Consider the following 16,966-nt stretch of genomic DNA (forward strand, 5'->3'; position numbering starts at 1 on the left):
GGCCGCCTGATGCGGCCGCGTGCCGTTACCCGCTTACTCGCCCGCCACCGCCGGTCCGCCGGAATTGCCGCGGCGGTTGCGGCGCTTCTCGCCCCACACGCGGAACCGGTCCATGTACAGGTAGACCACCGGCGTCGTATAGAGCGTCAGCACCTGCGACATGATCAGGCCGCCGGCGATCGCGATCCCGAGTGGCGCGCGCAGCTCGGCGCCGTCGCCGTGGCCGAACGCGAGCGGCAGCGCGCCGAGCAGCGCCGCCATCGTCGTCATCATGATCGGCCGGAAGCGCAGCAGGCACGCCTCGTGGATCGCATCGAGCGACGACTTGTTGCCGTTGCGCGTCTGGTCGATCGCGAAGTCGACCATCATGATCGCGTTCTTCTTCACGATACCGATCAGCAGGATCACGCCGATCAGCGCGATGATGCTGAACTCGGTCTTGAACAGCAGCAGCGCGAGCAGCGCGCCGACGCCGGCCGACGGCAGCGTCGACAGGATCGTGATCGGGTGGATGTAGCTCTCGTACAGGATCCCGAGCACGATGTAGACGGCCAGGAGTGCCGCGAGAATCAGGATCGGCTGGTTGTTCAGCGACTGCTGGAACGCCTGCGCGGTGCCCTGGAAGCTGCCGACGATCGTCGGCGGCACGCCGATCTGCGCCATCGTCTGGTAGATCACCTGCGTCGCCTGCGACAGCGACACGCCCGGCGGCAGGTTGAACGAGATCGTCGTCGCGACGAACAGCCCCTGGTGGTTGACCGACAGCGGCGTCGTGCTCGGGCCGAAGGTCGCGATCGCGGACAGCGGAATCATCGTCGACTTCGACGTCGACACCGCCGCGCCCGACGACGCGCTCGACTTGCCGCTCGACGCGATCGAGTTCAGCGCCTGGTTGCGCGCGGAATCGGACGCGATCGCCGCGGCGCTGGTGGCGGCCGTCCCGGCGCTCGACGTGCCGGCCGAGGTCGCAACGAAGGTGCCGGCCGCGGCGTTGGTCGTCTGCGAGCCGTTCGCGCTGCCGCCCGACGTGCTGATCCACACCTGGTTCAGCATCTCCGGGCTCTGCCAGTATTTCGGCGCGACTTCCATCACGACGTGGTACTGGTTCAGCGGGTTGTAGATCGTCGAGACCTGGCGTTGGCCGAACGCGTCGTACAGCGTGTTGTCGATCTGCGCGGGCTTGATGCCGAACCGCGCGGCGGTTGCGCGATCGATCGTCACCATCGCCTCGAGGCCGCCTTGCTGCTGGTCGGAGTTCACGTCGGTCAGCTCCGCGCGCTTCTGCAGCGCCTCGGTCAGCAGCGGCCCCCACTTGTACAGCTCGGCGCTCGAATCGCCGAGCAGCGTGAACTGGTACTGCGCATTGCTCTGCCGGCCGCCGACGCGGATGTCCTGCGCGGCCTGCAGGAACGTGCGCGCACCCGCGACGTCCGCGAGCGGCTTGCGCAGCTGCTGGATCACCTGGTCGGCCGACAGCTTGCGCTCGGTGCGGTCCTTCAGCGTGACGAACATGAAGCCCGAGTTGGTCTGCGTGCCGCCGGTGAAGCCCGCGACGCTCTTCACGTTCGGGTTCGCCTGCACGATCCGCATCATCTCGGAGAACTTCAGCTTCATCGCCTGGAACGACGTCGACTGGTCGGCCTGGATGCCGCCGATCATCAGCCCGGTGTCCTGCTGCGGAAAGAAGCCCTTCGGCACGACGATGTACAGGTAGACGTTCAGGCCGATCGTCGCGAACAGGATCAGCAGGACCAGCAGCGGACGGCGCAGCGCCCACGACAGCGTGCGCTCGTAGCCGCGCTGCATCCGCGTGAAGAAGCGCTCGAGGAACCGGCCGAGGCGGCCTTCCTCCTGCACCTCGTGCGACTCGCGCAGCAGCCGCGCGCACATCATCGGCGTGACGGTCAGCGAAACGGCGAGCGACACGCCGATCGCGAGCGACAGCGTCAACGCGAATTCGCGGAACAGGCGCCCGACGATGCCGCCCATCAGCAGGATCGGCAGGAACACCGCGACGAGCGAAATGCTCATCGACAGCACGGTGAAGCCGACCTCGCGCGCGCCGTCGAACGCAGCCTGCAGCCGCGGCTTGCCGTTCTCGATGTGACGCGTGATGTTCTCGAGCACGACGATCGCATCGTCGACGACGAAGCCGGTCGCGACGATCAGCGCCATCAGCGACAGGTTGTCGATCGAGAAGCCGAGCAGGTACATCGCGCCGAACGTGCCGATGATCGAGATCGGCACCGCGACGCTCGGAATCAGCGTCGCGCGCCAGTTGCGCAGGAACAGGAACACGACCATCACGACGAGGCTCACCGCGATCAGCAGCGTGCGTTCGGTGTCCTTCAGCGACGCGCGGATCGTCGTCGAACGGTCGAGCACCGGCGTCACCGTGATGTCGGCCGGCAGCGACGCGGTGAGCTGCGGCAGCGCCGCGCGCACGCGGTCGATCGTCTCGATGATATTCGCGCCGGGCGAGCGGTAGAGGATCACGAGCACCGCGCGCTTGCCGTTCGACAGGCCCAGGTTGCGGAGGTCCTCGACGCCGTCGACGACCTCGGACAGGTCGGACAGCCGCACGGCCGCGCCGTTGCGGTAGGCGACGACCAGGTCGCTGTATTGCGACGCCTGCGAGGCCTGGTCGTTCGTGTAGAGCTGGTAGTGCTTCGGGCCGAATTCGATCGCACCCTTCGGGCTGTTCGCGTTCGCCGACGCGAGCGCGGCCCGCACGTCCTCGAGGCCGATTCCGTAGTGGAACAGCGCGTGAGGCTCGAGCTCGACACGCACGGCCGGGTTCGCGGAGCCGCTCACCGACACCTGGCCGATCCCGTCGATCTGCGACAACGACTGCTGCAGCACCGTCGACGCGGCGTCGTACAGCTTCGCGGCCGATGAGGTCTCCGACGTCAGCGACACGATCATGATCGGCGAATCGGCCGGGTTGACCTTGCGGTACGTCGGGTTGCTCTTGAGCGACGCGGGCAGGTCGGCGCGCGCCGCGTTGATTGCGGCCTGCACGTCGCGCGCGGCGCCGTCGATGTCGCGGTTCAGCCCGAACTGCAGGATGATCCGCGCGTTGCCGACGGTGCTGGTCGACGTCATTTCGCTGACGTCGGCGATCGAGCCGAGGTGCCGCTCGAGCGGGCTCGTCACGCTGGTCGCGACCGTCTCGGGACTCGCGCCGGGCAGCGACGCCTGCACCGAGATGGTCGGGAAGTCGACCTGCGGCAGCGGCGACACCGGCAGCTTGATGAATGCGAACAGGCCCGCGAGCGCGACGCCGAGCGCGAGCAGCGTCGTCGCGACCGGGCGGGTGATGAAGGGACGCGACAGGTTCATCGCTTATGCGCCCGTGTGCTTGCCGGTGTCGCGGCCGGGGCCGTGCCGTTCGAACCAGCCGCGCACGCGCCGTGCGAGGCTGTCGAAGCCGAGGTAGATCACCGGCGTCGTGAACAGCGTCAGCACCTGCGACACGATCAGGCCGCCGGCGATCGCGATCCCGAGCGGCTGGCGCAGCTCGGAGCCCGCGCCGGAGCCGACGATCAGCGGCACCGCGCCGAGCAGCGCGGCGAGCGTCGTCATCAGGATCGGCCGGAAGCGCAGCAGGCACGCCTGGTAAATCGCTTCGCGCGGCGGCTTGCCTTCGACGCGCTCGGCTTCGAGCGCGAAGTCGATCATCATGATCGCGTTCTTTTTCACGATGCCGATCAGCAGCACGATGCCGATGATCCCGATGATGTCGAGGTCGTGCCCGGTGATCATCAGCGCGAGCAGCGCGCCGACGCCGGCCGACGGCAGCGTCGACAGGATCGTGATCGGATGGATGTAGCTCTCGTACAGCACGCCGAGCACGATGTACATCGTGACGACCGCCGCGAGGATCAGGAACAGCTGGTTCGACAGCGACGCCTGGAACGCTAGCGCCGCGCCCTGGAAGCGCGTCTGGAACGAGCCGGGCAGGCCGATGTCCTTCTCGGCGGCGTCGATCGCCTTCACGGCCTCGCCGAGCGATGCGCCCGGTGCGAGGTTGAACGAGACCGTCGTCGACGGGAACTGCGACAGGTGCGCGACCAGCAGCGGCGACGGCCGTTCATGGAACGACGCGATCGACGACAGCGGCACCTGGCCGCCGCCCGCTGACGGCAGGTAGATGTCGTTCAGCGATTCGGCGTAATGCTGCTCCTTCGGCTCCGACTCGAGAATCACGCGGTACTGGTTCGACTGCGTGAAGATGGTCGACACGATGCGCTGGCCGAACGCGTCGTAGAGCGCGTTGTCGACGGTCGCCGGCGTGATGCCGAAGCGGGCGGCGCTCGCGCGGTCGATCTCGATGTAGACCGACTGGCCGTTGCTCTGCAGGTCGGTCGCGACGTCGGCGAGCGACGGCTCCTGCTGCAGCCGCGTGACGAGCTTCGGCACCCAGGTCGCGAACTCGTCCGGGTTCGGGCTCGTCAGCATGAACTGGTACTGCGTCGGGCTCACGGTCGAGTCGATCGTCAGGTCCTGCACCGACTGCATGAAGAGCGTGATGCCGGTCACGTTCGCGACGCGCTGCTGCAGGTCGCGGATGATCTGCGCGGCCGACTCGGCGCGTTCGTCGCGCGCCTTCAGGTTGATCAGCATCCGGCCGCTGTTCAGCGTGATGTTGCTGCCGTCGACGCCGATGAACGACGTGAGGCTCTCGACGTTCGGATCCTTCAGGATCTCGGCCGCGAGCGCCTGCTGGCGTTCGGCCATCGCGCCGTACGAGATCGACTGCGGCGCCTGCGTGATCGCCTGGATCACGCCGGTGTCCTGCGCGGGGAAGAAGCCTTTCGGCACGTACACGTAGAGCAGGGCGGTGAGCCCGAGCGTCAGCAGCGCGACGACGAGCGTCGAGCGCTGGCGGTTCAGCACCCATTCGAGCGCGACCGCGTAGCGCGCGATCACCCAGTCGATCGCGCGGTGCACGCGCGCCTCGAAGCGGTGGCTTTCGGGCGGCGGCGAGTGGCGCAGCAGCTTCGCGCACATCATCGGCACGAGCGTGAGCGACACGATCGCCGAGATCACGATCGTCACTGCGAGGGTGATCGCGAACTCGTGAAACAGCCGGCCGACCACGTCGCCCATGAACAGCAGCGGGATCAGCACCGCGATCAGCGACACCGTCAGCGATATGATCGTGAAGCCGATCTGCCGCGAGCCCTTCAGCGCGGCCTCGAGCCCCGAATCGCCTTCCTCGACGTAGCGCGCGATGTTCTCGATCATCACGATCGCGTCGTCGACGACGAAGCCGGTCGCGATGGTGAGCGCCATCAGCGACAGGTTGTTCAGCGAGAAGCCGGCCATGTACATCACCGCGAGCGTGCCGATCAGCGACAGCGGCACCGACAGGCTCGGGATGATCGTCGCGTAGACGTTCGCGAGGAACAGGTACATCACCAGCACGACGAGCCCGACCGCGAGCAGCAGCTCGAACTGCACGTCGCGCACGGCGGCGCGGATCATCGTCGTGCGGTCGGTGACGATCTGCACGTCGAGCGCGGCGGGCAGCGTCTCCTGCAGCTTCGGCAGTTGCGCCTTGATCGCGTCGACGGTCGCGATCACGTTCGCGCCCGGCTGGCGCTGCACGTTCAGGATGATCGCGGGCTCCGAGTTCACCCACGCGCCGAGCTTGGTGTTCTCCGAGCCGGCGACGACCTTCGCGACGTCGGTCAGCATCACCGGACGGCCGCTCTTGTAGGCGACGACCGCGTCGTTGTATTGATCGGCGCTGGTGAGCTGGTCGTTCGCGTTGATCGTGTATGCGCGCGTCGGGCCGTCGAAGTTGCCTTTCGGCGTGTTCACGTTCAGGTTCGAGATCGTCGTGCGCAGGTCGTCGAGGTTCATCCCGTACTTCGCGAGCGCGGTCGGGTTCGCCTGGATCCGCACGGCCGGCCGGTTGCCGCCCGACAGGCTGACGAGGCCGACACCCGCGATCTGCGAGATCTTCATCGCGAGGCGCGTGTCGGTCAGGTCCTGTACCTGCGTGAGCGGCAAGGTCTTCGACGTGATGGCCAGCGTCAGCACCGGCGCGTCGGCCGGGTTGACCTTCGCGTAGATCGGCGGGGCGGGCAGATCGGACGGCAGCAGGTTGCCGGCCGCGTTGATCGCGGCCTGCACTTCCTGTTCGGCGATGTCGAGCGGCAGGTCGAGCGAGAACTGCAGCGTGATCACCGACGCGCCGGCCGAGCTTTGCGACGACATCTGGTTCAGCGACGGCATCTGGCCGAACTGCCGCTCCAGCGGCGCGGTGACCGACGACGTCATCACCTCCGGGCTCGCGCCCGGATAGAAGGTCTGGACCTGGATCGTCGGGTAGTCGACTTCGGGCAGCGCGGCGAGCGGCAGGAAGCGCAGCGCGACGAGGCCGGCCAGCATGATCGCCGCCATCAGGAGGGCGGTGCCGACAGGCCGGAGAATGAAGAGGCGGGACGGATTCATCGAGCGGCCCGCGCGTTACTGGGCCGCGGGGGCCGCGGCCTGCGACGCGTCGTGCTTATGTCCGCCGCGGTGGGCGGCCGCACCCGATGCGCTGGACGCCGCGCCCGTGCCATGCGCGCCCGATGCGCCTTGCGGCTTGTCGGCCGGGATCGTGATCTTCGCGCCTTCGCGCAGCCGGTCGGAGCCGTCGGTGACCACGCGCTCGCCGATCGCGACGCCGCTGACGATGCTCGTGCGCTCGCCGTCGACCGGGCCGACCTTGACCTTGCGCACCGTCACCGTGTTGTCGGGTTTCACGACGTACACGAACTGGCCGATCGAGCCCGTCAGCACGGCTGCCGTCGGCACGATCGTCGCATTGCGGATCACGTCGACCAGCAGCCGCGTGTTCACGAACTGATTCGGAAACAGCAGGCCTTCCTTGTTGTCGAAGGTCGCGCGCAGCTTGACCGTGCCGGTGCTCGTGTCGATCTGGTTGTCGAGCGTTTCGAGCGAACCCGTCTCGAGCGGCACCGTGTTGTTGCGATTGTATGCGGTGACCGACAGTTTCTGGCCCGCGTTCACCTGCTTGACGATCTGCGGCAGGTTGTCTTCCGAGGTCGTGAAGATTACGCTCATCGGCTGCAGTTGCGTGATCACGACGATCCCGTTCGTGTCGCCCGGCGTCACGTAGTTGCCGGGGTCGACCTGGCGCAGGCCGACGCGGCCCGACACCGGCGCCGTGATGCGCGCGTACGTGAGGTTCAGCTTCGCGGAGTCGATCGCCGCCTGGTCGGTCTTCACCGTTCCTTCGTATTGCTTGACGAGCGACGCCTGGGTGTCGACCGTCTGCGACGCGATCGAGTCCTGCGACAGCAGCGTCTGGTAGCGCTTCAGGTCGATGCGGGCCGTCGCGAGCAGCGCCGAGTCGCGCGCGTGCGTGCCTTCGGCATTTTCGAGCGCGACCTGGTAAGGGCGCGGGTCGATCTGCGCGAGCAGGTCGCCTTTCTTGACGATCTGGCCTTCCCGGAACGCGACCGACTGCAGATAACCCGACAGCTGCGTCTTGACAGTCACGCTCGCGAGCGGCGTCACGGTGCCGAGCGCGGACAGCACGATCGGCATCTCGCCCTGCGTCGCGGTCGCGACCGACACGGGCTGCGGAACGTTCGCCATGGCGGCGGGGCCACCGCGGCCGCGATGGCTGCCACCGCCGCCGGCGCTCGCGCCGGAGGCTGCGTTGCCTGCTGCCGACGCGTCCGCCTGCGTACGGTTCCACGGGTGCCACCACAGCAGGCCGCCGATGACGACGACCGCGAGCGTCCCGATCACCCGCGTGCGGCGCGGGCGGCGCGCGGCGGGGGAGGCTTGATCCTTCGAAGGGGGCGTGGGCTTTTGTTGGTTGTCCATCGTGTTCTGTCAGGAAGACGGTGCGGCGGGCGTGGAGCGGCGCGTGGGCATGCGGTGCCGGAGGGCCGGCTCGGTCCGGGCCCTTCCAGTCCGCGCGGGAAAAAGAAAAGAGCGGTGCGCGCCGCGGATGCGGCGCGACGATGGGCATGATGCTACGTCCCGTCCCCGTTACAGTCCAGTCATCTATCTTTCAACGGGTTACGGTCGTTACAGAAGGCGACAGGACGATGACGGATCGATTACACGGCGCTGCGCCGGGCTGGCGCGCCGCCGATCTCGCGGGTGATTTTCGCGATGCATTCGTGCAACGCGGGCACCACGTGTTCCTGCAGCCATTCGGGCGGGCACTGACTGGATGCGCCGCCGCAGTTCACCGAGTAGCGCTGGCCCGACGGGCCGACGAAACCGGCCGCGACCGCGTTCAGCCCTTCACGCCATTCGCCGATCGCGATCGCATGGCCCTCGCGCATCGCGTCCTCGAGACCGGGGTTCAGGCGCGCCGATACGTGCGGCCAGTCATCGCCGGCCGTCGCGCGCAGCGCGTCGAGCAGCGCGCGGCGCTCGTCGTCCTCCAGTGCCGCGAGATACGCGCGGCCGACCGCGGTGCGCGCGATGTCCATCCGCGAGCCGATCTCGAGGCGCGTGACGAGCACGGCCGAGCGCGGCCGGATCACGTCGATCGCGACCATGTCGAGCCGGTCGCGCACCGCGAGGTGCACCGACAGCGACGTGCGCTCGGCGAGTTCGATCATGAACGGCCGCGAGCGCGCGCGGATGTCGAAGTTGCGCAGGAAGCCGTGGCTCAGCTCCAGGACCGACGCGGTCAGCACGAAGCGCTCGCTGTCGGGCAACTGGAACAGGAAGCCGGCGCTGACGAGCGTCGCCGTGATGCGTGACACGGTCGGCTTCGGGATGCCCGTCAATTCGGTGAGCTCGCGGTTGCTGACCGGGGCGTCGGCGGCCGCGATGCGCCGCAGCACGGCGAGGCCGCGCGCGAGCGCGGTGATCTCGTCCGGCGACGATTCGCGGTCTCGGGGCGCGGGAGGGGTTAAAGGTGTCGACACGAGGGATTCTCTCTATTTCCGAAACTCGATTTCAATTTTGTTGGTATTGTAGGATGATTGTCAAAAGATGCATGTTCCATGGGCGAATCGTTCATCGGATGAGATTTTACGGGTTCACCCTTGGTTTATTAGGAAATCGCTCAAGTGAGCGTTGCCGGAAAGTGAACAGACTGGTGCAAATACCGCTTGACTTGTCGGGCGGAAACGGAAAGAATGTCTCACGTTTTCGAAACATCGTTTCAGGAGTTTAGCTGGCAACGGTGTTTCGCGCAGTCTCTCAGGTTCTAGCACGGCCCTCGGAATGGCTAGAACTTTTTTAGCGCCACGGTCTCCGTGGCGCTTTTTTTTGCCCGTCCGCCGGACGCGTCAGGTCCGTATTATCCCCCGATCGCTGAAATCGCCTGTTCGACTGGGCTCGTGCGCACCAGCGCGCGCGTGGCGCGCGCAAAAAAAAAGCGCGATGCCCGCAATGGGCATCGCGCGTAAACCGGCGTGGAGCGCCGACGAATGAAACGTGAAGAAGGGGGCGCCCGGTCAGGGCGCTAACTCCCTCGTGCGAAGCGGTCAGGCCTTCGCGAGCTTGATGCTGGTCGGCTCGGCCGTCAGGTAGCCGACGCTGGCGCCGAAGCGGTCCTTGAAGTTCGCGCGCACGAGCGGATCGAGCGTCGGCTTGACCTTGTCGTGCAGCGGCGACTCCCAGTCGCCCGCGTGCTGGAAGTTGCTCATGATGTAGGTCCAGCCGTTGATCTCGTCGACCGCGTGCAGGCCCGTCGATTCGGCGCCGGCCGGGCACGACAGCACGCGCGCGAGCGACTTCGTGTCGACGTTGTACGCCCACAGGAAGTTGTTCACGTGCATGCCCGAGTCTTCGCCGATGAAGAGCGTGCGCAGCTTCTCGGAGAACTTCAGGTTGTCGGGGTTCGCGATCTTGTCCGGGTTCGCCAGGTTGCCGAGCGCATCGGCCGCGGCGAGGTCCTCGCCGACGAGCGCGGCCGGCGCGCCCATGTCGACCGGCACCCACTCGCTGTCGATCGCGCCGCCCGTCGTGTCGCGCTGGCCGGCCTTCAGGTTCAGCGCGTAGACGGCGCCCGAGGCGATCTTCTTGTCGACCGCGACGTCGCGCGACACTGCGTTGCCCTGGACCATCGACGTCTCGATCCGCGACATCGCCGTGTAGACGATCTTGTCCTTCGCGTTCACGGTCGTGCCTTCGAGCTTCGTGAACGCCATGCTGCCGCCGAGCAGCGCCGCGTAGCGGTGCGTCTCGAGGAACGCGGCCGCTTTTTCCATGCCCGGCTTCACGCGGATCCAGTTGAACTTGCCGCCGAAATGGATCTTCGTGTAGCTCGCATCGTTCGGGTCGGTGGTCACCAGGTCCATGATGTCTGACGCCTTCAGCGTGTTCGCGAGCGTTTCGATCTCGCTGCTGGTCGCGTGGCCGATCTTGATCCACGTGAGCGTCGCGGTGCCGGCGCCGGCCGACGACGTCTGCGTCCACTTCGCGACGTACAGCGTGCCGGCCGACAGGTCGGCCGCCTTGTCGGCGACGAACATGAACAGGCCGCCGTTGGTGGCGTCGTCGCCCATCATCACGGTGCGCTGGTCCGGCATCACCTGGATCAGCTCGTGCGAGATGCGGCCGAGGCAGTAGTGCTTCTTCACGGTGCCGGTGCCGTCCGGATTCACGGTGATCTCGGGCAGGTGGCCGTAGTGGTAGGGGTTCGCCTTCGTCTCGTCGCCGAACGTGTTCTTGCTGAACGCCTTGAATTGCGCGTCGGTCGCGGCCTTGGTCGCGTCCGGCTCGTATTCCTCGCTCGACAGGTGCGTGCCCCACGGCGACAGGCTCGCGCCGCAGGTGATCCACAGGCCGTGCGCCTTCGACGTGTCGACGTTGTGGTACTTCACGACCTTCAGCGCGCCGGTGGCCGGATCCTGGTCGAGCGTGAGCACGGCGATCGGCGACGGCAGCTGGCCGTACTGCGACGCGCTCGCCTGGTCGCGCGTCGTGTATTCGAACTGCACGACCGCGAACACCGTGTTGCCCTTCACGCCGGGCACGTTCGCGTTCTTCAGCGTCAGCAGCGAGCTGCCGTCCGGGCAGTCGGAATAGAACTGGCGCTCCTTGCCGGCCACCGAGCGATCGATGATCGGCTGGTTGTTGATGTCGTAGTAGCCGCCCGCGAGCGTCGTGCCGCCCTTGCCGTCCGGCACCATGTCGCCCGTCACGAAGAACGGCCGGTACGCGAGCTTGAAGTTGCGCGACGAGCCGTCCGAGAAGGATACCGACAGCGTCGAGCCGACCGTCGTCGCGGCCATCGCGGCCGCGTTGTCGAGCGTGGGTGCGGCCATCGTCGAGAACGCAGCCGACGTGTACGCGGCGGCGGCCGGCGTCGAAGCCGGATTGTCGTCGCCGCCGCAGCCCGTCAGCAGGGCCGGCAGTGCGAGGCCGGAAAGAGGCAGCATGGGCGCGCCGGCGAGGATCTTCAGGGCCTGACGACGGGAAGCATTGGGCAACGCGGGCATGTGGAGTCCAGTTTCGAATGTTGGAAGAATCGCCTTTCGCGCAGCAGGCGATCAGCAAGCATTGCGAAGGCAAGTTGAAAACTGGACCGAAGTTTAGGGGCGCTCGATGAAAGTTTTTTGAATTGAAAACGTAATGATGCGTTAGGGCGTCCGTCAGGCGGGCTGCCGGACGCCGATCGGACGCGTATTCGCGCTCAGTCGCGCTCGGGCGTCGCCGAGATGCGATGGATCGACAGGTCGGCGCCGTCGAATTCGGCTTCGCGCTCGAGGCGCAGCCCGACGGTCGCCTTCAGCGCGCCGTACACGAGCGTGCCGCCGGCGGTGGCGATTGCGATGCCGCCGAGCGTGCCGATGAGTTGCGACACGAACGATACCCCGCCGAGGCCGCCGAACGCGGGTTGCCCGAACACGCCGGCCGCGAGGCCGCCGAGCGCGCCGCACATTCCGTGCAGCGGCCACACGCCGAGCACGTCGTCGATGCGCCACTTGTTCTGCACGCAGGTGAACATCGCGACGAACAGCGCGCCGGCTGCCGCGCCGGTGACGAGCGCACCGATCGGGTGCATCACGTCGGAGCCCGCGCAGACCGCGACGAGGCCCGCGAGCGGGCCGTTGTACGTGAAGCCCGGATCGTTGCGGCCGGCCAGCCACGCGGCGAGCGTGCCGCCGACCATCGCCATCAGCGAGTTCACGGCGACCAGGCCGCTGATCTTGTCGAGCGTCTGCGCGCTCATCACGTTGAAGCCGAACCAGCCGACCGCGAGCACCCACGCGCCGAGTGCGAGAAACGGAATGTTCGACGGCGGGTGCGCGGCGATCCGGCCGTCCTTCGCATAGCGGCCGTGGCGTGCGCCGAGCAGCAGCACGGCCGGCAGCGCGACCCAGCCGCCGAACGCGTGCACGACGACCGAGCCCGCGAAATCGTGGAACGGCGCGCCGAAGGCCTGCGTGAGCCAGCCCTGCACGCCGAAGCGTTCATTCCATGCGATCCCTTCGAAGAACGGATAGATGAAGCCGACGATGATCAGCGTCGCGACGAGCTGAGGATTGAATTTCGCGCGTTCGGCGATGCCGCCGGACACGATCGCGGGAATGGCCGCCGCGAACGTCAGCAGGAAGAAGAAGCGCACGAGCGCGTAGCCGCTGTGCTGCGACAGCGTGCCGATATCGTCGAAGAACTCGACGCCGTACGCGATCGTATAGCCGATGAAGAAGTACGCGAGCGTCGACACCGAGAAGTCGACCAGAATCTTTACGAGCGCGTTGACCTGGTTCTTCTTGCGGACCGTGCCGAGCTCGAGAAATGCGAAGCCCGCGTGCATCGCGAGCACCATGACGGCGCCGATCAAGAGGAACAGTGTATCGACGCCGGATTTCAGACCATCCATGCCGTGGCTTCCTTGCGCAAAAAACGGGCAAGGAATGCAAATATCGAGCCAACTTGGTGAGCGCGTGCGTGCAAGTGGTGCGAAAGGCCGTGCGATGCGGCATGCCGGCGATGCGTGCACGGCAGCCGGGCAGGCGCGTGTGGGCCCGGAGTCGCAGCAGTTGCACGCACGTGGTGCGATGAGGGCTCAAATGGTGCGTGCAATGCGTGGCGTGGTGCGCCGCGATGCACCGGTCTGGCGCGTCAGCGGCGGGCGAACAGCACGCGTGAGCGCCGCAGGCGCAATGCGCAGGCGCACCAGTAGGCGGCGACGGTGGTGAGCCCGAGTGCGGCAAATGCGAGCGCCGCGAAGCCGGCGTGCGACTGGCCGTCGCCGTCCGGGCCAAGGATGCCCTGCGCGACGATCAGCGCTGCCGTCCAGAAACCGATCACCGCCTGAGCGAGCAGGCGGGCGCACGCCACGCGGCGCGGGCGCCCGGCGGCACGCAGGCGCGTCGCGGACGGTGAGCGAAGGCACAGAAACAAGGTGGCGGCGAGCGCGGTGGCGAGCGCGATGAACCAGTCGATGAGGAAAGCCATGAAGAAACGGGAAGCAGACGGAGCGGATTGAAGCCTGCCCACTTTAGTCTCGGCACGCCTGCGATTGAATCAGACAAATCTGAAATTGAAAGGTATTTTTAATCACGAGTCGTCATTGGCCCTGTTCCACAGGCGGTATCATCGACGCTGGTCCAACCATTCAGGCCGTGCGGCGCACGGCCGGAGATTGCTGATGAAGATGAAGACTTGGCCGGCGCGTCGCGTGCCCGGGTCCGTGCTGGCGGCCGCGGCCGTCGGTGCGGTGCTGTTGCTCGCAGGCTGCGAGAAATCCGGCACGCCGGCCACGCAACCCGATACGGCCGCCAGCGCGGCCGCCGATGCCGCGAACAACGCGGCCAAGGCGCTCGACCAGGTGGCGAGCACCGTCAACCAGCAGATCAATGCCGCGAAGGCCGGCATCGCGAGCGCGGCCTCGGCCGTGCCGCCGCTGTCGGCGAGCGGCCTCGCGTCCGCCGCGCAGGCGCAGATCGATGCGGCCGCTTCCGCCGTCGTCGCACACGCGGCATCGGAAGCGGGCGCGAAGATGGCGGAAGCCGGCAAGAAGCTGCAGCAGTGGAGCCAGCAGAACGCGTCGGGTGCGAAGCCGGCCAGCGGCGAGTGAAGGCCCTTGCGGAATCCGCAATATGTAATTATGATGGTTACACATCGTCGCCGGCTGCCGTTCGAGCCGGCGTCACCGAGAGAGTGAGGAATGAATACCAGCAGCCGGTTCGCGTTTGCCGTTCATGTGCTTGCGTTGCTGTCGATGCAGGAAGGTGCGCCGCTGTCGTCCGACATCATCGCGGGTAGCGTGAACACGAATCCGGCGCTGATTCGCCGTCTGCTGTCGATGCTGGCGGCCGCGGGGCTGACCACGTCGCAGCTCGGCGCGGGCGGCGGCGCGCTGCTGGCGCGCGAGCCCGGCGAGATCACGTTGCTCGACGTGTATCGCGCGGTCGACGATGCGCAACTGTTCGCGCTGCATCGCGAGGCGCCGAATCCCGCGTGTCTCGTCGGGCGGCACATTCAGGGCGTGCTGATCGACTATATCGGCGACGCGCAGCGCGCGATGGAAGCATCGCTTGCCACGCGCACGCTCGCGGACGTCACGGCCGACGTGCTCGAATCGGAGCAGCGCAGCCGGCCGGCGGGAAGCGCCGGCGGGTGATCGCGGGCAATGGATGATGCCGGGCAGGAGGCCGGGTGACGCGCATGCGCGGCGGCCGGCACGACGGAGTGTTGCTCCGTTTTTTTTTCGGTCTGATATGTAATCGCTGTAGTTGCTTTTTATTTCTGGAGAATCGACATGACGCAACGTACCTTGAACATCGCACTGTTCGGCGCCACCGGGATGATCGGCTCGCGCATCGCCGCGGAAGCCGTGCGCCGCGGCCATCGCGTGACGGCGCTGTCGCGCCATCCGGGCGCGGCCGGCGACGGCATCACGGCGAAGGCTGCCGACCTATTCGATGCGGCCAGCATCGCGGCCGCGCTGCCGGGCCACGACGTCGTCGCGAGCGCGTACAGCCCGAAGCAGGACGATCCCGCGAAGATCGTCGCCGCGGCGAAGGCGCTGGTGGAAAGCACGCGCCAGGCGGGCCTGAAGCGGCTCGTGGTGGTGGGGGGCGCCGGTTCGCTCGAAGTTGCGCCGGGCAAGCAGCTGGTCGACACCGAAGGTTTCCCGGACGCGTACAAGGCGGTCGCGCTCGCGCACCGCGATGCGCTCGATTATCTTGAAACGGTCGGCGATCTCGACTGGACGTTCTTCGCGCCGGCGGCCCTGATCGCGCCCGGCGAGCGCACCGGCACGTTCCGCACGGGCGTGGGCAAGCTGATCGTGGACGCAGAGGGCAACAGCAGGATCTCGGCCGAAGACTATGCGGTCGCGTTCGTGGATGCGCTCGAGCAACACGGCTTCGTGCGCGAGATCGCGACGGTCGCGTATTGAGCGGTCTCACGGCGAGGCGGCGCGCAGGTGCCGTATTCGTCGTGAGCGGCTGGCCAGGCAGCGCAGCCGCAACGACTTCAGGCGATTCCACCTCGACGGGTGGAATCGCCTGTTTCGTCTGGTGTGCCGATGATCGATGGGCCGCTGCGCACGGGATCGTGCGTGATGCGGATTCTTCCCGGCCTGATTGGTATTTATCCCGGTCGACGCCGCGCAACGGTTTCCATATTGTTCCCCGTCATGCAGGTTGCATAGAAAAAATTTCTATCTACGAGGGACTGGGTAAATGGATGCCATCGATCGCAAACTGCTTGAGCTGTTGCAGGCAGATGCCACCTTGCCGATCGCGGAGCTCGCGCAGCGCGTGAACCTGTCGCAGACGCCCTGCTGGAAGCGCGTGCAGCGGCTCAAGGAAACCGGCGCGATCCGTGCGCAGGTCGCGCTGTGCGATCCGCGCAAGCTCGGTGTCGGCACGACCGTATTCGTCGCGATTCGCACGAACCAGCACACCGAGGAGTGGGCGCAGCGCTTCACGCAGGCCGTGCGCGACATGCCGGAAGTCGTCGAGGTCTATCGGATGAGCGGCGAGACCGACTATCTGTTGCGGGTCGTGGTGGCCGGCATCGACGATTACGATCGCGTGTACAAGCAACTGATCCGCGCGGTGCCGCTGTTCGACGTGAGCTCGTCGTTCGCGATGGAGCAGATCAAGTATTCGACCGCGCTGCCGGTGCGCGATCTGTCCGAGCCGGCTTAGCGCGCGGGACGGCAACGGATCGCGTTGGTGCGCACGGATGTGACGTGTGTGCGCCGCCAACGCGCGCCGTTGTCGCCCGGTCAGCGGCCGCGCGACAGCGCGCGTGCGCGTTCGTCTGCCAGCGCGTCGCGGCGCACGAACTCCGCGACGAACGGACTGGCCGGATGGTGGTGCAGCGCGTACGGCGTGTCCCATTGCGCGAGCTGGCCATCCTTCATCACGCCGATCCGGTCGGCGATCGCGAACGCTTCCGCCTGATTGTGCGTGACGAGGATCGCGGTGTGACCCGTGCGCTTCAGGATGTCGCGCAGCTCGAACGCGAGCCGCTCCCGTGTATCGACGTCCAGATTCGAGAATGGCTCGTCGAGCAGCAGCAGCTCCGGTGACGGCGCGAGCGCACGGGCGAGGGCGACGCGCTGCTGCTGGCCGCCCGACAGTTCGTGTGGATACGCGTTGCCGGAAGTGGCGAGCCCGACCAGCTCGAGCATGTCCGCGACACGCGCGCGCCGCTCGGCCTTCGGCATGAGCCGCAGGCCGAATGCGACGTTGTCGGCCGCACTCAGGTGCGGGAACAGCGCATAGTCCTGGAACATCATCCCGATGCGCCGCCGCTCGGGCGGCACGTCGAGCGACGGCGCCGCAACGGGCGTGCCGTCCAGCACGATGCGTCCCATGCGTACGGGCTCGAAGCCCGCGATCGCGCGCAGCACGGTGGTCTTGCCGCAGCCCGATGCGCCGAGCAGGCAGCCGATATCGCCGCGCGGCAGCGCGAGGCTCAGCCCGTCGACCACCGTGCGGCGGCCGTGCGGCGTGTCATAGGCGACGCAGAGGTCGTCGAGTTCGAGCAGGTTCAC

General features: G+C 67.1%; 12 protein-coding genes. 4 read left to right on the top strand and 8 right to left on the bottom strand.

Annotation, left to right across the window (positions count from 1 at the left end):
• Nucleotides 1-33: 33 nt before the first annotated feature.
• From WS75_RS21725 to WS75_RS21755, 7 genes are all read right to left on the bottom strand, one after another.
• Complete coding sequence (locus WS75_RS21725) at nt 34-3,342, bottom strand: efflux RND transporter permease subunit (RefSeq protein WP_059683037.1); 3,309 nt, start codon at nt 3,340-3,342, stop codon at nt 34-36.
• A 3-nt stretch (nt 3,343-3,345) separates the two neighbouring features.
• Nucleotides 3,346-6,465, bottom strand: a complete 3,120-nt coding sequence (locus tag WS75_RS21730; protein WP_059683038.1) for an MdtB/MuxB family multidrug efflux RND transporter permease subunit — start codon at nt 6,463-6,465, stop codon at nt 3,346-3,348.
• A 15-nt stretch (nt 6,466-6,480) separates the two neighbouring features.
• The gene (locus WS75_RS21735; RefSeq protein WP_059683040.1) at nt 6,481-7,854 is read right to left on the bottom strand and encodes an MdtA/MuxA family multidrug efflux RND transporter periplasmic adaptor subunit; all 1,374 of its coding nucleotides are present in this window, start codon (nt 7,852-7,854) and stop codon (nt 6,481-6,483) included.
• A 239-nt stretch (nt 7,855-8,093) separates the two neighbouring features.
• Nucleotides 8,094-8,918, bottom strand: a complete 825-nt coding sequence (locus WS75_RS21740; protein ID WP_059683042.1) for an IclR family transcriptional regulator — start codon at nt 8,916-8,918, stop codon at nt 8,094-8,096.
• 564 nt (nt 8,919-9,482) lie between these two features.
• Nucleotides 9,483-11,441 carry a PhoX family protein gene (locus WS75_RS21745; RefSeq protein WP_059683045.1) on the bottom strand — a complete coding sequence of 653 codons (1,959 nt, stop codon included), beginning with the start codon at nt 11,439-11,441 and terminating at the stop codon, nt 9,483-9,485.
• A gap of 194 nt (nt 11,442-11,635) precedes the next feature.
• On the bottom strand, nt 11,636-12,829 hold the full coding sequence (locus WS75_RS21750; protein ID WP_059683046.1) for an ammonium transporter: 1,194 nt from the start codon (nt 12,827-12,829) through the stop codon (nt 11,636-11,638).
• 242 nt (nt 12,830-13,071) lie between these two features.
• On the bottom strand, nt 13,072-13,407 hold the full coding sequence (locus WS75_RS21755; RefSeq protein ID WP_059683047.1) for a hypothetical protein: 336 nt from the start codon (nt 13,405-13,407) through the stop codon (nt 13,072-13,074).
• A gap of 193 nt (nt 13,408-13,600) precedes the next feature.
• Between WS75_RS21755 and WS75_RS21760 the strand changes: the two genes are divergently transcribed.
• The 4 genes from WS75_RS21760 to WS75_RS21775 all read left to right on the top strand — a co-directional run bounded on the left by WS75_RS21760 (nt 13,601) and on the right by WS75_RS21775 (nt 16,112).
• The gene (locus WS75_RS21760; RefSeq protein ID WP_059603394.1) at nt 13,601-14,029 is read left to right on the top strand and encodes a hypothetical protein; all 429 of its coding nucleotides are present in this window, start codon (nt 13,601-13,603) and stop codon (nt 14,027-14,029) included.
• 90 nt (nt 14,030-14,119) lie between these two features.
• Nucleotides 14,120-14,575 (top strand): Rrf2 family transcriptional regulator, encoded by a 456-nt coding sequence (locus WS75_RS21765; protein WP_059603397.1) that lies wholly within the window; start codon nt 14,120-14,122, stop codon nt 14,573-14,575.
• A gap of 138 nt (nt 14,576-14,713) precedes the next feature.
• Complete coding sequence (locus WS75_RS21770) at nt 14,714-15,355, top strand: NAD(P)-dependent oxidoreductase (RefSeq protein ID WP_059683049.1); 642 nt, start codon at nt 14,714-14,716, stop codon at nt 15,353-15,355.
• Between the two features lie 286 nt (nt 15,356-15,641).
• Nucleotides 15,642-16,112, top strand: coding sequence for an Lrp/AsnC family transcriptional regulator (locus WS75_RS21775; RefSeq protein ID WP_006754321.1), 471 nt, complete (start codon nt 15,642-15,644; stop codon nt 16,110-16,112).
• An 80-nt stretch (nt 16,113-16,192) separates the two neighbouring features.
• Here the strand turns inward: WS75_RS21775 and WS75_RS21780 are convergent, their stop codons facing one another.
• Nucleotides 16,193-16,966 (bottom strand): ABC transporter ATP-binding protein, encoded by a 774-nt coding sequence (locus WS75_RS21780; protein WP_059683050.1) that lies wholly within the window; start codon nt 16,964-16,966, stop codon nt 16,193-16,195.

It is taken from the genome of Burkholderia sp. FL-7-2-10-S1-D7, from assembly GCF_001524185.1.
Classification (GTDB): Bacteria; Pseudomonadota; Gammaproteobacteria; order Burkholderiales; family Burkholderiaceae; genus Burkholderia; species Burkholderia diffusa.